This is a genomic window from Dehalococcoidia bacterium, assembly GCA_025054935.1.
Classification (GTDB): domain Bacteria; phylum Chloroflexota; class Dehalococcoidia; order SpSt-223; family SpSt-223; genus JANWZD01.
This window is the reverse complement of record JANWZD010000004.1, coordinates 72,324-90,105: the sequence shown is the minus strand read 5'-3', so window position 1 is coordinate 90,105 and position 17,782 is coordinate 72,324. Positions and strand designations below refer to the sequence as shown.

General features: G+C 65.9%; 16 protein-coding genes, 1 tRNA gene and 1 pseudogene. 12 read left to right on the top strand and 6 right to left on the bottom strand.

What is annotated here, in order from left to right; all coding sequences use genetic code 11:
* Positions 1 to 51: 51 nt before the first annotated feature.
* Positions 52 to 1,356 carry an RNA polymerase sigma factor RpoD gene (gene rpoD, locus NZ773_06705; GenBank protein MCS6801615.1) on the top strand — a complete coding sequence of 435 codons (1,305 nt, stop codon included), beginning with the start codon at positions 52 to 54 and terminating at the stop codon, positions 1,354 to 1,356.
* On the opposite strand, the gene chrA is transcribed toward rpoD, so the two are convergent.
* Entirely contained in the window at positions 1,344 to 2,525 is a 1,182-nt protein-coding gene (gene chrA / locus NZ773_06700) for a chromate efflux transporter (GenBank protein MCS6801614.1), read from the bottom strand. The two genes, rpoD and chrA, sit on opposite strands and share 13 nt — an antisense overlap.
* Before the next feature lie 108 nt (positions 2,526 to 2,633).
* Here chrA and NZ773_06695 point away from each other — a divergent pair, with 108 nt between their 5' ends.
* The 4 genes from NZ773_06695 (at position 2,634) to NZ773_06680 (ending at position 5,792) form a co-directional block, all read left to right on the top strand.
* Positions 2,634 to 3,503: a PHP domain-containing protein gene (locus NZ773_06695; GenBank protein ID MCS6801613.1), complete on the top strand. Its 870-nt coding sequence runs from the start codon at positions 2,634 to 2,636 to the stop codon at positions 3,501 to 3,503.
* Complete coding sequence (locus NZ773_06690) at positions 3,500 to 4,447, top strand: MoxR family ATPase (protein MCS6801612.1); 948 nt, start codon at positions 3,500 to 3,502, stop codon at positions 4,445 to 4,447. Before NZ773_06695 ends, NZ773_06690 begins: the two co-directional genes overlap by 4 nt.
* Positions 4,444 to 5,664 carry a DUF58 domain-containing protein gene (locus NZ773_06685; protein MCS6801611.1) on the top strand — a complete coding sequence of 407 codons (1,221 nt, stop codon included), beginning with the start codon at positions 4,444 to 4,446 and terminating at the stop codon, positions 5,662 to 5,664. The genes NZ773_06690 and NZ773_06685 overlap by 4 nt, the downstream gene beginning before the upstream one ends.
* A gap of 55 nt (positions 5,665 to 5,719) precedes the next feature.
* Positions 5,720 to 5,792, top strand: a tRNA-Lys gene (locus NZ773_06680).
* 478 nt (positions 5,793 to 6,270) lie between these two features.
* Here NZ773_06680 and NZ773_06675 read toward each other — a convergent pair.
* A complete protein-coding gene (locus NZ773_06675) occupies positions 6,271 to 6,660 on the bottom strand; it encodes a hypothetical protein (GenBank protein ID MCS6801610.1) in 390 nt (129 codons plus the stop codon).
* 154 nt (positions 6,661 to 6,814) lie between these two features.
* Positions 6,815 to 6,888 (bottom strand): annotated as a pseudogene (locus NZ773_06670) (zinc-ribbon domain-containing protein).
* Between the two features lie 354 nt (positions 6,889 to 7,242).
* Between NZ773_06670 and NZ773_06665 the strand changes: the two are divergent.
* The 3 genes from NZ773_06665 to NZ773_06655 are packed head-to-tail and all read left to right on the top strand — an operon-like array spanning position 7,243 to position 8,444.
* The gene (locus NZ773_06665) at positions 7,243 to 7,377 is read left to right on the top strand and encodes a hypothetical protein (protein MCS6801609.1); all 135 of its coding nucleotides are present in this window, start codon (positions 7,243 to 7,245) and stop codon (positions 7,375 to 7,377) included.
* Between the two features lie 10 nt (positions 7,378 to 7,387).
* The gene (locus tag NZ773_06660; protein ID MCS6801608.1) at positions 7,388 to 7,708 is read left to right on the top strand and encodes a hypothetical protein; all 321 of its coding nucleotides are present in this window, start codon (positions 7,388 to 7,390) and stop codon (positions 7,706 to 7,708) included.
* Positions 7,683 to 8,444, top strand: a complete 762-nt coding sequence (locus tag NZ773_06655; protein MCS6801607.1) for a hypothetical protein — start codon at positions 7,683 to 7,685, stop codon at positions 8,442 to 8,444. The genes NZ773_06660 and NZ773_06655 overlap by 26 nt, the downstream gene beginning before the upstream one ends.
* Before the next feature lie 526 nt (positions 8,445 to 8,970).
* Here NZ773_06655 and NZ773_06650 read toward each other — a convergent pair.
* Complete coding sequence (locus tag NZ773_06650) at positions 8,971 to 9,246, bottom strand: hypothetical protein (protein MCS6801606.1); 276 nt, start codon at positions 9,244 to 9,246, stop codon at positions 8,971 to 8,973.
* 126 nt (positions 9,247 to 9,372) lie between these two features.
* Between NZ773_06650 and glgX the strand changes: the two genes are divergently transcribed.
* Positions 9,373 to 11,499 (top strand): glycogen debranching protein GlgX, encoded by a 2,127-nt coding sequence (glgX, locus tag NZ773_06645; GenBank protein ID MCS6801605.1) that lies wholly within the window; start codon positions 9,373 to 9,375, stop codon positions 11,497 to 11,499.
* Here the strand turns inward: glgX and NZ773_06640 are convergent.
* Positions 11,450 to 12,643: an HD-GYP domain-containing protein gene (locus NZ773_06640; GenBank protein ID MCS6801604.1), complete on the bottom strand. Its 1,194-nt coding sequence runs from the start codon at positions 12,641 to 12,643 to the stop codon at positions 11,450 to 11,452. The two genes, glgX and NZ773_06640, sit on opposite strands and share 50 nt — an antisense overlap.
* A gap of 82 nt (positions 12,644 to 12,725) precedes the next feature.
* Positions 12,726 to 13,412 carry a methyltransferase domain-containing protein gene (locus tag NZ773_06635; GenBank protein MCS6801603.1) on the bottom strand — a complete coding sequence of 229 codons (687 nt, stop codon included), beginning with the start codon at positions 13,410 to 13,412 and terminating at the stop codon, positions 12,726 to 12,728.
* A 638-nt stretch (positions 13,413 to 14,050) separates the two neighbouring features.
* Between NZ773_06635 and NZ773_06630 the strand changes: the two genes are divergently transcribed.
* The 3 genes from NZ773_06630 to mdh are packed head-to-tail and all read left to right on the top strand — an operon-like array spanning position 14,051 to position 17,582.
* A complete protein-coding gene (locus NZ773_06630) occupies positions 14,051 to 15,142 on the top strand; it encodes a hypothetical protein (protein ID MCS6801602.1) in 1,092 nt (363 codons plus the stop codon).
* Positions 15,139 to 16,656 carry a UDP-N-acetylmuramoyl-L-alanyl-D-glutamate--2,6-diaminopimelate ligase gene (locus tag NZ773_06625; GenBank protein MCS6801601.1) on the top strand — a complete coding sequence of 506 codons (1,518 nt, stop codon included), beginning with the start codon at positions 15,139 to 15,141 and terminating at the stop codon, positions 16,654 to 16,656. The genes NZ773_06630 and NZ773_06625 overlap by 4 nt, the downstream gene beginning before the upstream one ends.
* Positions 16,653 to 17,582, top strand: coding sequence for a malate dehydrogenase (gene mdh / locus NZ773_06620; protein ID MCS6801600.1), 930 nt, complete (start codon positions 16,653 to 16,655; stop codon positions 17,580 to 17,582). Before NZ773_06625 ends, mdh begins: the two co-directional genes overlap by 4 nt.
* Positions 17,583 to 17,782: the final 200 nt, after the last annotated feature.

Here is a 17,782-nt window from a genome sequence, read left to right as displayed (position 1 = left end):
CAAGTGTGGACCGGCGAGCCGCCGGGAACGGACCTCGGCAGGAGGCGGAGTATGAGCGCAAAACGGAAGGGCCGCGGCGCTTCTACGGATGATGGCATCCCGCCGCTCCCTCCCGACCTGATGACTGACCCGGACGACGATGCCGACGATCACGACCTCGACTACGACCCCGTCGCCGCGCTCGAAGCGAGCGAGCCGCTGTCCGTAGAGACGCTCGTCGAGCCGGAAGCCGCAGACGAGATCCTGCCGGAGGCGCCGCCGCTTGCCGAGTTGCGCGAAATCGAGGCGGAAGAAGCCGAGCCCGAGGCGATCGAGGCGACGGTCGCTGCGACCGCCGAGGACGAAGCGATCGACGACCCGGTCCGGATGTATCTGCGCGAGATCAGCCGGGTCAAGCTGCTGACCGCCGCTGACGAGGTCGAGCTGGCTAAGCGGATGGAGGCGGGCAATAAGGCGAAAGAGCAGTTCGCCGCCCTCGAGTGCGTGCCGGCGCCTCTCAAAGAGAAGATCATGGTGGACCTGATCAACGGCCGCAGCCCCGATCTCGTCCAACGCTACGGCCGCGACCTCCCCCCGGAAGCAGTTGCCCTCTTGGAGGTGGTCGACGATGGCCGGCGCGCTCACCAAGCCCTGACAGAAGCGAACCTGCGGCTTGTCGTCTCGATCGCCAAGAAGTACATGGGCCGCGGCTTGTCGCTTCTCGATCTCATCCAAGAAGGCAACATCGGGCTCACGCGCGCAGTCGATAAGTTTGACTACACGCTCGGGTACAAATTCTCGACCTACGCGACATGGTGGGTCCGGCAGGCGATTACGCGAGCGATTGCCGACCAAGCGCGGACGATCCGGATCCCAGTCCACATGGTTGAGACGATCAACAATCTCCATCGCGCCTCGCGGAAGCTTCTCCAGGAGCTTGGGCGGGAGCCGACCGACCAAGAAATTGCCGACGAGATGAAAGCGATGGGATATGGGCCCTTTACCGCAGAGCGGGTCCGCGAGATCCGCAAAGCGGCGCTGCAGCCGGTCTCGCTCGAGACGCCGATCGGCGAGGAAGAGGATAGCCACCTGGGCGACTTCATCGAGGACCGCGGCGCCCCGGCGCCGATGGATGCCGCCTCGCGCCAGCTGCTCAAAGAGCAAGTGAACGACGTTCTGAACTCCCTCTCGCCGCGCGAGCGGCGGGTGCTGGAGCTGCGCTTCGGTCTTGAGAATGGAGGGCGGACGCGCACGCTTGAAGAGGTCGGGGCGGAGCTGAAGGTGACGCGCGAACGGATTCGGCAGATCGAAGCCAAGGCGCTCCGCAAACTGCGCCACCCCAGCCGGAGCAAAAAGCTGAAAGACTACCTCGAATAGAGCGTGCCGGCGGCTGCCGTCAGCAGGACAACCGCCCACGGCGGAACGGCCCAGATAACCAGCAAGAGGAACGCAATCAGCGCTGCGGCCGCGTCAAGCGGGGTGTGGACCGCGCTTGTCATGACGGGCGAGTAAAGTGCGGCGAGCAGGATCCCGACAACGGCAGCGTTCACCCCGTTCAGTGCTGAGCGCAAGCCCTGCTGCGAGCGCAGCGCATCCCAGAAGGGCAGCACGCCTATCACAAGCAGCCCGGCGGGCAAGAAAATCGCCCCAAGCGCGAGCAGCCCGCCGATGACGCCGGCAGGCGGTTGCGCGCGCACCGCCCCGAGATAGGCAGCGAAGGTGAACAACGGCCCGGGGAGGGCTTGGGCTGCGCCGTAGCCGGCGAGGAACTGGTCTTCAGTCACCCAGCCCGCGGGGACGACGTCAGCCGCGAGGAGGGGCAGCACGACATGCCCGCCGCCAAAGACTAAGGCGCCGGCGCGATAGAACGCATCGGCGACGGCGAGCGCCGGACTGGCGGTCGCGGCGCGCCCGAGCGGCAGGGCGAGCAAGAGCAGACCAAAGGCGGCGAGTGCAACCGCCCCAGCCCGCCGCGAGATCGGAACGGGACGCGCCGCAGGCGGGGCTGCGCTCTCGGCAGAGAGCGCTTTCCAGCCAACGACCGCCGCCGCTGCGATGATCGCGATCTGGGCGAGTGGGGTCTGCCAGAGCAGCGCGGCCGCTGCCGCGGCAATGGCGATCGTGGCGCGGGGGCGATCCGGCGCAAGCGAGCGCGCCATGCCCCAGACCGCTTGGGCAACGACCGCCACCGCCACTACTTTCAATCCCTGCAGCGCCCCGGCGAGCGGGCCGCGCGCCGGCGGCCCGCCTCCGACCAGCAGCGCAAACGCGAGCATCGCGATTGCCGAAGGGGCAGTAAAGCCGAGCCACGCCAGCAGTGCACCAAGCAGGCCTGCCCGCGCGATCCCGATTGCCATGGCCACCTCGCTGCTCGTCGGTCCGGGAAGAACTTGACAGAGCGCCACCATGTCGGCGTACTCGCGGTCATCCAGCCAGCGTCGCCGCTGCACGAGTTCCTCTCGGAAGTAGCCGAGATGAGCGATTGGGCCGCCGAACGATGTGAGCCCGAGTTTGGTGAAGACCGCGAGCACCTCCCACCCGCGCATCCACGCGAATGCGAAAAAGCCTAACGGCATGTCAGGCCGCGCCTCGCGACGGGGAATAGGCGCTCCGGTTCATCCTTCCAAGCAAGGAAGCGAAGGGGATTTGATAGAATGGCACAACGCCGTCCTCAGGAGGCAAGGATTCTTCGGTTTGCGGTCGACCTCCACGTCCATTCCATCCTCTCCGATGGCGACCTTCACCCCTTTGCGATCGTGAGGATGGCACATGAGGCGGGCGTTCGCGTTCTCGCTATCGCGGACCACGAGACGGTCGGCGCGTTCCATCTCGACTCCGGTCGGATCGAATCGCTCGCGCGAGAACTTGACATCACCCTCCTCCCCGCGATTGAGATCGACGCAGAGCTGCGCGGGCACGAGATCCACGTTCTGGGGCATGGGGTCGACCCCTCTTCGCCGCCTCTGCTCGATCACTGCCGCCGGGTCCAAGCGCTGCGGCGGCGGCGGACTGAGGAGGAGCTTGCGCAGGTGAATGCCCAGCTGAACGGTGTTCTGCGGCCTGAGGAGGTGTTTGTTCCGCCGCGGGAGACATTCATGCGGCCCAACCTGATCCAGCCGCTCCTCGACCGGGGGGTCTTCCCGACCTACGAGTCGGCGGCGCGCTGGTTCCGCGAGCAGATCCGCCCGACAACGACGCTCGCCCGGCTCAGCGTTCCGGAAGCGATTGCGTTGATCCACGCCGCGGGCGGCCGCGCCGCGATTGCCCACCCAGCGTACGGCATCCGCGAAGGATGGTTCGACCCCGAGCGCGATCTGCGCGCCTTTGCTGCCGCCGGGCTTGATGCCGTGGAAACCGACTATCCGTACGCAGCCTGTTCGCCTCATCTCTTCGACGCGACAGCAGAACAGGCAGTGATCGCCCGTCTCCGCGCCGTTGCGGCAGACCTCGGCCTTGGGGAGACGAGCGGGAGCGACTCCCATCGCCACGCCGACTTCCTCGCACGATGGGCGCTTGCGCGATGAGCGTCGAACGCATTCAGGCCGTCGCCGATGCCGTCCGCGAGAACGTCGAGCGAGTGATCGTGGGCAAGCGCGACGTGATCGATCTGGTGCTGGTTGCGCTCCTCTGCGAAGGCCATGTCCTGCTTGAGGATGTTCCCGGCATCGGCAAAACGACGCTCGCGCGGAGCATTGCGCGCTCCCTGGGGTGCACATTCCGGCGCATCCAATGCACGCCGGACCTGCTGCCCTCGGATGTGCTCGGGACGACGATCTACGACACGCGCACGGGCGAGTTCGTCTACCGGCCGGGCCCCATCCACGCCCAGATCATTCTTGCTGATGAGATCAACCGAGCGACCCCCCGCACCCAGTCGGCGTTCCTTGAGGCGATGGAAGAGCGCCAAGTGAGCGTCGAGGGGGAAACGCGGGCGCTCCCCCGCCCATTTCTTGTCCTCGCCACCCAAAACCCGATCGAACTTGAAGGGACCTTTCCTCTCCCGGAAGCCCAGCTTGACCGCTTCCTGCTGCGAGTGAAGCTCGGCTATCCTGACGAGAGTGAAGAGCGCGAGATCCTCGTGCGCTTTCGCGAATCGAACCCGGTCGTCGACTTGACGCCGGTGGTCTCCGCCGACGAACTGCTCCGCCTGCAGCGCGACGTGCGGCAGGTGTATGTCTCGGAGGCGGTCGAAGAGTATGTTGTGCGCCTCGTCCGCGCGACGCGCGACCACCCGACGATTGAGTTGGGAGCAAGCCCGCGGGCGAGCCTTGGCCTCTATCGGGGCGGGCAGGCACTTGCGGCCATCGAGGGGCGGCGCTATGTCCTGCCTGACGATGTGAAACGGCTCGCGCCCTTTGTGCTGGCGCATCGCGTGCTGCTGAAAGCCGGCACGCGGCTGCGCGGACGAAGCGCGGCTGAGATTGTTGACGAAATTGTGAACGCGGTTCCGGTCCCCGTTGAAGCGTGATTAGTCGCGCTCTTGTTCCGATGACGGTGGCGCTGCTGCTGGCAGCGGTTGGTCTTCGTCTCTATCCGCTCGCCCTGCTGCTCGCGCTGCTGCTGGTCAGTTCGGGGCTTGCTCGCCTGTGGATTACGCGGTCGCTCGACCGGGTCGAATACCGTCGCCATTTCAGCCAGCGGCGCGCTTTCTTCGGCGAAGAGATCGAGCTTGCAGTGGAAGCCGTGAACCGCAAGCTGCTGCCGCTTCCCTGGCTCGAGGTGGATGACGAGGTCCCGCTCGCGCTGCCGGTCGGGGAGGAGCCGCTCTTTCCTTCAGCGCGACCGCGTCGTGTCCTGCTGTCGAACATGTATTCGCTTGGCCCGTATGAGCGCGTCATCCGCCGCTACCGGCTCCGGTGCCGAGCGCGGGGGTATTGGGCGTTCGGACCGGCGACCCTCCGCTCGGGCGACGTCTTCGGGTTCGGGCAGCGCGAACGGGAGGTGCCTGACCTTGACTATCTGCTCATCTACCCGAAGATCGTGCCGGTGGATCAGCTTGGGCTGCCGGCGAAGCAGCCTTTTGGAGACTACCGGGCACGCGAGCGTCTTTTTGAGGACCCCACGCGGCTGCGGGCGGTCCGCCCGTTCGAGCCGGGAGACCCGCTCAAGCGCGTTCACTGGAAGGCGACCGCCCGCACCGGCGATCTTCAGGTGAAGCAGTTTGACCCGACCGCGACGCTTGACTTGTATCTTGTGCTCAACCTCGCCACCTTGGACTACTCGTGGCAGGGCACGCGGCCGGACTTGCTTGAGACAGCGATTACGGTGGCCGCCTCTGCCGCTGCGCACGCGCTGGCTGAGGGATTTCCGGTTGGGATCATGGCGAACGGCATGGTCCACGGCTCGGACCGGCCGCTCAAAATTGCGCCGGGCCGCGGGAACGACCAGCTGATCCGGCTGCTTGAAGCGCTGGCGAAGCTGTCGCCCTTCGTCACGCTGTCGCTTGATGAGTTGCTGCGCCAAGAGCGCCGCGCGCTGCCGTGGGCGGCGACGATCGTCTGTGTCACGGCGATCGCGGCCGAACCGCTGCTCGCTGTTCTCACCGCGCTGCAGCGCGCTGGCCATCCGATCGTTCTTATCCTTATCGGCGACGCGGATCTGGGGCCGCTTCCCGGTTTGACCGTCTATCGTGTTGCCCCGCTCGACCTCGATGAGAGTGCGGTCGAGCGCGAATTGATCTTCTAGGGGCGCTCTGGTTCCTTCCGCCTCTTATCCGGTATGATTGTGAGGTGACCGTTCTGGGCCGCTAGCTCAACTGGCAGAGCAGCTGACTCTTAATCAGCGGGTTGTAGGTTCGAGTCCTACGCGGCTCACCCGCTTTCACCCTCGTGTCACGCTCACGCCCCCCGTCCTTCTCGCGTCTCTCTGCCCCCTCGTCCTCGTCAGCTCGCCAATCAGCTCGCCTATCGCCGGCGTCTCCCACCGGGCTTTGGCCATCGCGGGTGCTGCATCCTGAAGCAGTACAGGCATCACATGGGTAGAGAGGTTCGCGGTGCGCGCAATCTGAGCGTGCCCGAGCACGTGCTGCACTCCCCGGAGATCGACCCCGGGAGCAAGACGGCCTCAAACCGCGTGTGTCCTAAAAAGACGCGTGAACTACAGACGCAGAACTGTGCCAACGAGAGAGCCCAGCGCGACGAGCCGGCAACGGGGAGCTTAGGAGGCGATGGCGTGCCGAGCGCTGAGCGGGAGAAGCGGCGCCCTCCAAAGACAAGCGAATTTGGCAGCGACATGGTCGTGAGCGGGCGGCAGGGTCCGAGCGAAGAGGGGGAGCGAGGATGGCGCCTCCTGCTAGCGGGTCAGGAGGGGGCGGACAGTTCCATCAGGGCTGACAATCTCAACTGCTCCCGCCAGCAGCGAAAGATACGACCATACGACGCAGAGGCCGATGAAGCCGAGAACGACCCCGATTATCATGGTCACTTCTTTCGGTTCGTGTTTTCCCGTGAGCAGCCGCCCAACGCCATAGACCACGAAAGCGACAACATAGACTGAGAGCGGGCCAAGCAGCGGCTGCCACAAGCCGTACTGCAATCCCATCAGCAGCGGCACTCCGACCATGGCGACTGGCAGGAGGGCAATGGCACCCAGCAAACCGAAGACGCCCCAGAGGAGATAGGCGAAGACAAGGGCGGCGAAGACGTTGAGCAAGGAGCCAAAGAGGTAAGTCGCGCCGCCCATGCCCATCAGGAAAGACCCCAACAAGAGCAGCGCTTCGCGGAGGAAGCCAATGAGTGCCGAGGGGCGACGGTTTGGGGCGAGAAAGCTTTCCTCCTGCGCCTCGTCAAATTGCGGGGGTAGCGATACGCCGCGAGGCTGCCCGCGCGTAAGGGGCGCGCCGCAGTTGAAGCAGTACCGTGCGGCGGCGGGGTTTTCGGAACCGCAGGCATCACAGAAGACGGCATTCACGCGCTATCACCGCATCGCTTTATTTTATTATGAAGTGAACTTGTGACCGCAAAGAGCATCGCGCGCCCAGTGTATCGAGCCGCGCGCCCCGCTCCCCGGTGAAAGGCCGGTCGGCGCCGCGAGCATGGTTCCGCTCGATCGCGCCCAGTGCTGGGCCCGAACCGGTCGTGATGCCGCAGCCATTCCGATCACTTCCGCAGGGCGACGCGTCAGCCTTCCGTGCGGCGCGCCGGCCTCAAAGCAGCGCTCCGCGACAGGGCCGGTGAGGTACTCCCATTGCTGCGGCGCGCCGGCGACGGAGAGCGCCGCGCAGTCCGCAGCAGCATGCTGCGGGAGGCTCTCCCCTCTCACGGAATGGACGGCGTTCTCGACAACGCTCTGCCGCTGCCCTCCTGCCTTCGACCGGCCAGCCCGCGCGACGCCGAGCACCGCCGCGCGGCCAAGGAAGCGGCGCGCCGCGCGCAGCGCAAGAGGAACGCGATCGGATAAGATTATTTTTATGATAAAACTATCGCCTTATCGCAGGAGCATGCCAGAGGCCGATGCGCTGAACCGGGCCTTCTACGCGCAGATGTGCCGGGAGGGACCGATGGCGCAGCGCCTGAGACGTTGCCATGAGCGATGGGGCTGCTATCCAAAGTGGCCTGACTGGCTCGTCGAGGAGATAAAGGAGTTCATCAATACCCTCACCCCCGATCAGCGGCAGGCACGGCTTGCCGGCAACGAAATTCAGGCAGCGCTCGACGATCCGCGTTGGGTCGCAGCAGACACACTCGCGCAAAGGAGGAGGGAGCATGGCGCGAAGAAAACCGTTCCGTGAGTACACCAAGGCCGGCTTTCGCCGCTTGCTTTGGCGAGAGCTCGGCGTGAAGAAATCTTCCATCAAAGAGATCTACGAGCCCTCCACAGCAGTTGCAGGCGGCTTCGAAAGCTTGGTCTCTGCATTGCGAGAGGAAGATATGCACCTCGACGACTTTGCAGAGGATGTCTGGCAATTCTACTCATCAGGGTGGACCGACCATATTGGCGGAGAAGTCGTGAGGCTCAAAGGGTACAATTTCGGCGACGGCTATCTGTTCATCGCCGAATTGGGGTACGATTGGTCATGGCTGTGCTACATCGTCCCGCCCGGCAAAGGCGATGATGCCTTCTTCGAAAATCTGCGCTTGCGTTGGATTGAAGAATCGTCGGTTCCGAGTGAGCCTCCTTGGAACATGGTGGATGACCCCGCCGTCGCTCGCAAATTCATTCAAACCCACCCCGCCGCCGAGTTCCTCCGGGTGCTTCCCAAAATTCCAAATCTACAGCTATCGGAAGAACAGATAGCCGAGATCAAAGACGATTTGGAATCGCTCTGGAACACGCTGGTCGAGACCACGCCGCCGCCAACCGGAGAAATTCCCGGCCTGCACATACGGGAGACTGAAGTTCCAGACTTCCGGCGCTGGGCCGAGCAGCATACAGTCCGCTGGCGCGACACCGGCGAACAGCTGAGCATTTCAGAACTCGAAACGCTTCGCTGCTACGTTCAGTACGCCTGCGGTTCTCCGCTCTAGTGCCGACTGACAGCGTTTGGGACGCTGACCTGCTTCGCTCCTCCATCCGCTCTCCCACTCCCGTCGACTGCGGGAGTTCACCCGCCGCTGTCACATAACGAGCAGCAACGAAACGAGCGTCACCGGCAGCCACCACGCACGGGCGAGCCTGTACCCGCGCGGCGCCCAGCAGCCCAACTGCTCCGATCTCGCCCGGCCGGCCGCGAGAACGCGGACAGCAGAGCGGCCGAGAGCACGCTCCCCGCAGCGTGAGGAGAGCGCAGGCCGCGAATAGGATGCGATCAGAACGGCAGGTTCGACGCGCCTCGGGTACAGCGCGTCGGCGCCGGAATGCTGCCCTTTCCGCTCTGCGCCCCGGAGAAGGCGTTCTGGCGGCGCGGCCATCGCGCGTCGCGGGAGTAGCCGAGAGCGCAGCACCCCTCCCGCCGTCCGGAGCGAGCGGCCGCTCCGCCCCACTACATTGACACCTTGCTCTCTCCGCGCACTTCAGCCGCTGCGCAGGGCCCGCCTCTGCGGGACAGCGCGCTCACCGATCGAGGCGCGGGGTTGTCGGCAGGTCGTCCTCGCGCCATTCGGCAGCGATGAGCTGGCGGCGCTTCGCGCGCGCCCGCAGAAGCCGCCACCACCACACGCCCGGGCCGAGCAGGGCAGCGAAGGGCAGAAGAAACGGCCAATGGGTCGCCACGACGAAAGTAACTGCTTCGTGCGACTGGTCGGCAAGGAGGATGAGAAGGGCGCCGAAGAACTTAAACCCGATGGCAACGCCGAGCATCGTCCACAGCGCAGCGCGATCGTGGTTCACAGTGAAAGTCTACTCGGTCCTGTCGAGCAGGTCATGCGAACCGCGGGCAGCGGCCGCGAAGATTTGCTACGGTTGAACGAGAATGTCTCCGCCACTTCTCAGCTCTTGGCAAGAGGTTCGACTGCCATGCGCGAGGTCTGGCCAGGCAAGCCGTACCCGCTCGGCGCGACCCCCGACGACCGCGGCACGAACTTCGCCATCTACTCGGAGCGGGCAACGAATGTCATCCTCTGCCTCTTCTCCGGCGACGTGGAGGAGCGCATCCCGCTGCCGAAACGGACCGGCCACATCTGGCACGGCTATCTGCCGGGAGTGAAGGTCGGCCAGCGCTACGGCTACCGCATCGACGGTCCCTACGATCCCGAAGCGGGACTGCGCTTCAACCCCGCCAAACTGCTGATCGACCCTTACGCTCGGGCACTCGACGGAGAAGTCGACTGGTACGGCCCGGTCTTCGCCTATCCCCCGGGCTGCGACGACCTCACGCGCGATGATCGCGACGACGCCTTCGCAGTGCCGAAAGGGATCGTGATCGACGGCCACTTCGACTGGGGCAACGACCGCCATCCCGAGATCCCGTGGAACCGGACCATCATCTACGAACTGCACGTCAAAGGGTTTACCAAGCTTCATCCTGAAATCGAGCCGGAGCTGCGCGGCACCTATCTCGGCCTCGCCTCGCCGCCTGTGCTGCGCTACCTCCAAGAGCTCGGGATCACAGCTGTCGAACTGCTGCCCGTCCACGCCTTCACCGACGACCGCTGGCTGCGCGACCGCGGTCTCGTCAATTACTGGGGCTACAACACGATCAACTATTTCGCCCCGGAAGCGCGCTACGCCGTCAACCGCGCCGACGGCAACGTCGTGCGCGAGTTCAAGACCATGGTAAAGGCCCTCCACGCTGCCGGCATCGAGGTGATCCTCGACGTCGTCTTCAATCACACGGCCGAAGGCAACCACCTCGGCCCTACCCTCTCCTTCCGCGGGATCGACAACCCCACCTACTATCGTCTCGTTCCAGCTCGACCGCGGTTTTACGTTGATTACACGGGGGTCGGCAATACGCTCAACAGCCCCCACCCTCAGGTCTTGCAGCTGATCATGGACTCGCTCCGCTACTGGGTGCAGGAGATGCATGTCGACGGGTTCCGCTTCGATCTGGCGACGACCCTCGCGCGCGAAGAGCACCGCGTCGACCGGCTGGGCTCCTTCTTCGACGTCATTCATCAAGACCCCATCATCTCGCGGGTCAAGCTGATCGCCGAACCCTGGGATATCGGTGAGGACGGCTATCAGGTCGGCCGCTTCCCTATCCTCTGGACAGAATGGAACGGCCGTTACCGCGATGCCGTGCGCGCGTGGTGGAAAGGAGATGCCGGCCTCGCGCCCGAGATGGGCTACCGCCTCACCGGATCGAGCGACCTGTATCAAGCTGACGGACGACACCCTTGGGCCTCGATCAACTTTGTCACCTGCCACGACGGGTTCACGCTTACCGACCTTGTCTCCTACAACCAGAAGCACAACGAAGCAAATGGCGAGAATAACCGCGACGGCACCGACCACAACCTGAGCTGGAATTGCGGTCACGAAGGCCCAACCGATGACCCCGCGATCTTAACCCTGCGCGATCGCCAGCGACGCAACTTCCTCGCCACTCTTCTCCTCTCGAGCGGGGTTCCGATGATCCTCGCCGGCGACGAGATCGGGCGCACGCAGCAGGGCAATAACAACCCCTACTGCCAAGACAACGCGATCAGCTGGGTCAATTGGGATCTCAAGCCGTGGCAGCACAACCTGCTCGAGTGGACGAAGCGGATGATCCGCTTCCGGCAGAGCCAGCCGGTCTTGCGGCGCCAGACGTTCTTCGCCGGCACCTCCCCCAACGGCAGCGGCCCCAAGGACATCACTTGGCTCCGCCCTGATGGCCGGGAGATGACGAGCGATGATTGGCTCCGTGCCGACCTCCACACCTTCGGCATGCTGCTCTCGGGAGAGTCCCTCAATGAGATCGACGAATACGGCCGACCAGTCACAGGCGACACCCTGCTCGTCCTGATGAATGCAGCGCCTGAGCCGGTGCGTTTTGTCCTGCCTCCGGCGAACGGCGTCTGGGAGTTGTTTGAGGACACAGCGCGGCCGGATGAGCGCGGCCTCCATTCGATGGGGGTCTACCCCCTCGAATCGCGCTCGCTCGCCGTGTTCATCCTGCGGCCGCGAGCGGCGGGGCCGGCGCCGGCGGCGGGGTCGTAAGCATGCAGTCGGGGTCGGTGTGCGTGGCGAACTCTTCCGGCTCCAGCAGCTGGCCGCGCGGGTCAAGCGTCAGCCGAACCACCGGACGGTCGAGCCGCCCCGGACGATTTTCGACGACCACGCCGGTGTAGCCATCATATCGGCCGCCGGTAATGCGCACCGGCGCACCGACCGGGAAGAGTGGGACCGTGGCGAAGAATGAGGTGACAACTTCCTCATTGAGATGACGCCCCGCCATCTGGCGGATCGTCGCCCGGATCGCTTCGGGCGTCATCGCTGGCCGGTAGGGGCGGTCAGAAGACAAAGCCGAGTAGACGTCGGCGACCGCCGCAATCTCGGCAAGCGGATGGATCCGCGTGCGGTCGAAGCGGTCATGCTCGTCACGCCGCAGCCGATTGGCACCGTGCAATCCCCGCGGGTAGCCGCCGCCATCCTGACGCTCATGATGCTGGAAGGCGACATGGTTAGCGACGTAGTCGCCGATGCTTCCCTCCGCAAGGTAGCGGAAGCCGAGCTCGGTATGTTGCTGCATAGTGCGCATTTCCTCGCTCGTCAGCGGGCCCGGCTTGTTCAAGATCTCCGCGGGGATGAACATCTTGCCGATGTCATGCAGCAGCGCCCCAAGCGCGAGCTGGCGCAGCTCATCCGGACGAAGACGCAGCGACCGGCCGAGCAGGATTGCGATCACGGCAACATCGACCGAATGGTGGAAGGTGTAGTCGTCGTAACTTTTCAGTGCCGTAATGCCGGTCAAGATGTCGTGGTCGAGCACTTCATTCAAGATGAGATCGACGTCTTGGCGTACCGCCTCAAGCAGTCGCTGAGTCTTGCGCGCCCGCGCCAGTTCGATCCCCGATGTTCGTGAGCGGCTGTTGCTCTTCTCTTGGGCCGAGAGAGAAAACAGCTCGCTGATATGGCGGACCGTCACTGCCCGCACCCGGTCGGAGATCACGTCCTCCGGAATGACGTCATCGGCGATGCCGTCGCGGACATAGACGGCGTAAAACCCTCGCCGCCGGATTGAGGTGATCATCTCCGGCGTGAGGGGAACTCCCGGTTGGACCAAGATGTCGCCGCGATCATTGCGAAGCGCCTGCCCCAGCCGATCGCCTGGACGCAGCATTGAGACGGGAATGCGGCGCATGGCGGCCTTTCGAGCACGGGTGTGGACGCGTGCGCGCGTCCGCACTTCCCTTTTCGGCCCGAACGAAGCGCCTCTGAAGAGGTCAGGGCATCCGCTTGCCGATGAGCACAAGCGCCTTGCCTTGCGGACTTGGGATCCACCGAGCTGTCCACGTCAGTCCAGTGGACCTAGGAAACCCCTCGAGCGCGGGCGCATCGCCCACCACAAGATGATGCAGCTGGTCAAGCACTGCGCCGAGCGGTCCCGTCGGCCGGAGCGCGCCAGCAAGCACAACGACGGCCACCCCTCCCGGCCGGAGCACGCGCGCAATCTCCTGATGCACTGCCTCAGCGAAAATGTACTCGGTGGGGAAAGTGCTCACGACGCCGTCGACGCGCGCCGTCTGGATCGGGAGCGCCGCTGCCTCTCCCCGAACGAGACCTGCCGCCACCCCTGCGCGCCGAAAGCGGCGGCGGGCTTGCCGGATCATCTGGGCCGAGCGCTCGACAGCGACCCAGTCGCGCCCCTGCTCAACCGCAACGAGCTGGAGCGCCCCGGTGCCCGAGCCGATCTCGAGGACCCGCCCCTCAACGAAGGCGAGGGCGGCCTGCTGCCAGTGGGCCCACTGCCCGAGAAAGAACGTTCGGCTCACCCAGTCGTAGCACGGCGCCAGCGGACCGTAGAGCAGCTCAAACGCCAGCCGCACCAGCGGCCGGGGAAGCCAGATCATGCGCTGCCCGCCGTCCGGTGCCGCCGCCTCGAACGGCCAGCGCGTGCGCCCCGACGCCACGCCTTGGCGGAGAGAGCGGCCTCCCCCGACTGCTCAGCCGCTGTCAGGCGCCGTCCCTCGAAAGAGGCGAAGCGCGGTCGGATCAATAGAGTGAGGGGAGCGGCTGGGCGCAAGTACGCATAAGCGGCGAGCAGCCGCGTGCCGGAGCAGGAGAAGCGCGCCGCTGCCGTCCGCGCCGAGAGGGGAGCGAGCCGACCGCTGCCGGCCGTGCTCGTCAGGCGAGCGCCCGCTGCTGCGCAGCGCGCCGGCACGCCCCGTCGGATGCCCTCTCGGAGCAGGGGGTCGCCGGCTAAGCGGGCGGCAGCGGTCGGCCGCTCCCTGGTCGGCACTGCGCCAGTCGGGTCGGCAACGCCGCCACCCGGGTCGCTCGCGCTGGTACGGCTGTCTGCCGCAGAACGCGCGATCTCATCGGCACCGGCGCGCAGAACGCCGACTGAAGCAAGCGGCGGACAGGGCGCGTCCCGCTTCCTGACGCCCTCGCGATCGCTTGCCCCCCCTTCGCAGCGAGCGAGGGCGGGCAAGCGATCGGCGCTGCGCGCTTGGTCGCCATGCTCGGACTGCTTTGCCAGCAGCGCGCGCGCAGCCTGCTGGGCGGGGTCGGCTATACTTCCTGCCGATCGACGGAACGGAGGAACAGCTTGGCCACGCTGCCCCTCGCCCGGCGGTCCGCCGATGCGGGGTACGCCGAGGCGCTGTTCCGCTATCTGCTCACCGCCGCGCAGCGGCCGCTCAACGACTGGTCTGCCTACCGGCAGCCGCGCTTCGAGGCGGGCAACTTCGGGCTCCGCTTTCAGATCGCGTTTCACGGCTACGCGCTTGCCGCACTCGCCGAGCGACTCGGAGCCCCTGCCGCCGAAGTAGGAGCAGCGCTCGGAGCCCTCATCGATCGATTTCTCCAGCCGGAGGTGTGGCGCTACTGGCTCGCCCGAGGTGCGGCGCTCGACCCGATCTTCCCGCATAACATCCAATATAGCGGCCACCTTGCTCAGTTGATCGGCATCTATGAACGGCTGACGGGCGACCGCCGGTTCGACCGACCCTTCCTCCTCGACGACGCGGCAGCAAGCCGGCACGAGTACACGCACGACGGCGTTGTCGCGGCTATTGCGCGCCAAATGGCCGCCAACCGCTGCCACGGCGTGACCTGCGAGCCGGGCAATGTTTACGTCGCCTGCAACACGCACGCAGCGCTTGCCCTGCTGCTCTATGATGCCGCGCATGGCACCGACCACCGGCCGCTGGTAACGGCGTGGAACCGGTGGGTGCGTCAGCGGATGGTGCGCCGCCGCGGCGGGATCTTTCAGGTCGCCTACTTGACGGAGCGCGACTTCGTCATCCCGCTGAACGTCCGGGTAATGGATGCCTGGAGCATGGCGTTTCTTTCTCCCGTCGACCCGGAGCTGTTCGACTCCCTCTACCCTCGCTTCCGACGCGAACTGGTGTGGCGCGGCGCACTGGCGCGCGTGCCGGCGCGCTGGCCGAATGCGCTCCTAGAGATTGCCGACGAAGCTCTCAATAGCGCCTTCGCCTTCGTGGCGGCGCGCGAGGCGGGCGACGAAGAGGCCGCCGCCGGTCTCTGGCGCTATGCCCAGGAGCGCTTGGGGCTGCATGAACGCGATGGTCACGCCGCCTGCTGGTCCACGCGGTATCCTCTGCTTGTCACCGCCCTCTTCGCGCTCGGCGAGGCACTCGCTCCGCGATCGATGCGCGCCTGGGGCGCGCCGGCGTGACTGCACCGCGTTCGGCACGGCTCGCGCGCTTAGCTGCCGCCGTCCCCGGCGCGCGGCTGACCGGCGGCGACCCGCTCGTCACCGGCATCCAGTTTGACAGCCGCCTCGTTCGGCCAGGCGACCTGTTCGTTGCCGTGCCCGGGACGACCACAGACGGCGCGCGTTTCATCCCGCAGGCGATCGCTGCTGGTGCCGTCGCGGTCGTCGTCCAAGCGCTTCCGGAGCCGCCCGCTGTTCCCGCGATCGTCGTCCCAAACGCCCGCGAGGCGCTTGCCCAGATCGCCGCCGCCTTCTACGGCCACCCCGCGCGACAGCTGCGCGTCAGCGGCGTCACGGGGACCGACGGCAAGACCACCACCAGCCACCTGCTCTGGGCTATCTACGAGGCGGCCGGTGAACGGAGCGGGCTCGTGACGACGATCCGGATCGTTGCTGGCGACGACCGCGTCAATGCGACCGCTCTGACCACCCCCGATGCCGTGACGATCCAAGCCCTTCTCGCCGAAATGGTCGACGCCGGCTGCCGGCGCGCCGTGATCGAAGCGAGTTCGCACGCCCTCGACCAGCGCCGGCTGGACGGCGTTCGCTTCTCCTCGGCACTCTGCACAGTCCTCGACGCCGAGCATCTGAACTATCACGGCACCTTGGAGGCCTATATTGCCGCCAAAGCGCGCCTCTTCGCGCTGCTCGAGGAGGGCGGGATCGCCGTCCGCAACGCCGAGAACCCGTTGAGCGATCGCTTGACCGTCCCCGCTCACGCCCGCCAGCTGCGGTTCGGGCTTGCGCAGGGCGATGTCCGCGCCGAAGCAATCGCGACAAGCGCCGCAGGCACCACCTTCCAGCTCGTCTCGCCGTTCGGCCGCATTCCCATCCGCACCCGGCTGATCGGGCAGTTCAACGTTCAGAACTGGCTGGCAGCGGCCGCCGTCGCCCTCGCCGAAGGCATCCCGCTTGAGGCGGTCGCTCGCGCCGCCGAAGCCATGCCGCCGATCAAAGGCCGGCTGGAAGTGGTCGACGCGGGGCAGCCGTTTCGGGTTGTGGTCGACTTTGCTCACACGCCGCTCGCGCTCGGGGCGGTGCTCGCGACGCTCCGCCCGCTGACCCCCGGCCGGCTGATCGCGGTGTTCGGTCACGCCGGCGAGCGCGACCCTGCCAACCGTCCGCGAATGGGAGAGATCGCCGCAGCCTTTGCCGATGTCATCATCGTCACCATGGATGACCCCTATTCCGAAGACCCCGCTCAGATCGCGGACGCGATCGAAGCGGGGATCGCGCAAAGCGGCCGCCAGCCGGCTGTGATGCGCTGCCTCGACCGGCGCGAAGCGATGCGCCGCGCTTTTGCGCAGGCAGCGCCGCACGATACCGTGCTTGTGGCAGGCCGCGGCCACGAAACGGTGCTTGAATGGAACGGGCGTCGCATCCCCTTCGACGACGTCGTCGTCGCCCGTGAACTGCTGCGCGACCTTGGCTATCACGCGCCCCACTCAGCAGATGGGCTCAGGAGGACAGAATGAAACGGACCAAGATCACCGTTGTGGGCGCCGGCAATGTTGGAGGAACGACAGCTCAGCGTCTCGCTGAACGTGACTACGCCGATGTCGTCCTTGTCGATATCGTCGAGGGGCTGCCGCAAGGCAAGGCGCTCGATATCCTGCAATCCGGTCCGATTTACGGCTACCACACCGCGCTCATCGGAACAAACGACTACGCGCCGACCGCCAATAGCGACATTGTGATCATTACGTCCGGCGTTGCGCGCAAGCCCGGGATGAGCCGCGACGACCTCCTCCGCACCAACGCCGACATCGTTGCGAGCGTCACCGATCAGGTCGTGCGGTATTCGCCGAACGCGATCCTCATCGTGGTCTCCAACCCGCTCGACGCCATGACGCAGCTTGCGCTCAAGCGCAGCGGCTTTCCGCGCAATCGGGTCTTTGGCCAGGCGGGAGTGCTCGACTCCGCGCGGTTCTGCACGTTCATCGCCCAAGAGCTGAACGTCTCGGTCGAAAATGTCCACGCGACTGTGCTTGGCGGCCACGGCGACACCATGGTGCCGCTCTCGCGCTACACGACCGTCGCAGGCATTCCCGTGACCGAACTGATCCCGCCAGCGCGCCTGCGCGAGATCGAGCAGCGGACAGCGGACGGCGGAGCGGAGATTGTCCGCTATCTCAAGACGGGGTCAGCGTACTACGCGCCCTCAGCGGCAACGGTCGAGATGGTCGACGCGGTGGTCCTCGACAAGAAGAAGATCCTGCCGTGCTGTGTCATGCTGCAGGGCGAGTATGGGATCTCCGGCCTCTGCGTCGGCGTTCCGGTCAAGCTCGGCAGAAACGGCGTCGAGGAAATCATCCAGCTGACCCTGACGCCGGAGGAAGACGCCGCCCTCAAGCGTTCGGCCAACGCGGTGAAAGAGCTCGTCGACGTGATCGGGGTGTAGCGCCCCCAGCGCTGCCCCGCCTCGCCGCTAGGGAATGGCAGGCGGCAGTGCGGCAACCGGGCGCGGACGCTTGCATGGCGCCGGCCGGTCAGGGCAGAAGAGGCTATCGAGACGAGCGTCAACCGTCTGGTCCGCCCGCGTTCAGCTGCTGACACGGCGCTCGCCGCAGACCGGGACGCCCCGCGTGGCTGTCGAACAGC